The organism is Pseudonocardia sp. SID8383 (genome assembly GCF_009864975.1).
Classification (GTDB): domain Bacteria; phylum Actinomycetota; class Actinomycetes; order Mycobacteriales; family Pseudonocardiaceae; genus Pseudonocardia; species Pseudonocardia alni.
The window spans coordinates 1-447 of sequence record NZ_WWFY01001164.1 but is presented as its reverse complement, the minus strand read 5'-3'; the positions used below and the strand labels follow the sequence as shown (position 1 = coordinate 447).

The 447-nt window shown below is 77.9% G+C and carries 1 pseudogene; it reads right to left on the bottom strand.

Going from position 1 to position 447, the window contains the following annotated elements:
• Nucleotides 1–447: pseudogene (locus GTW08_RS28370) on the bottom strand (phenylalanine--tRNA ligase subunit beta); the annotation flags it as partial.

Sequence of the window (447 nt, the reverse complement as noted above, 5' to 3'; positions counted from 1 at the left end):
GGTGGCCTCGGCGACCGCCGCGTCCCGCGCGGCGTTCGCCTCCTCGCTGGTCAGCGTGCGGTCCGCGGCGCGCAGGCGCAGCGAGAACGCCAGCGAGCGGCGGCCCTGTCCGACCTGGTCGCCGGTGTAGACGTCGAACAGCCGCACCGACTCCAGCAGCTCGCCCGCGCCCGCGGTGAGCGCATCGGAGAGGTCCGCGGCCGGGACCGTCTCGTCGGCGACCAGCGCGACGTCCACGGCGACCGGCGGGAACGCCGACACCCGCGGCACGGGCAGGTTCTCCCGCAGCGGGACCGCGTCGAGGTCGATCTCGGCCGCGGCGGTGCGGGCCGGCAGCCCCAGCGCCTCGACGACCTTGGGGTGCAGCTCCCCGGCGTACCCGACGACGGTGTCGGTGCCCGCGACGACGAGCTCCGCGCACCGGCCCGGGTGCCACGGCGCCCGCTC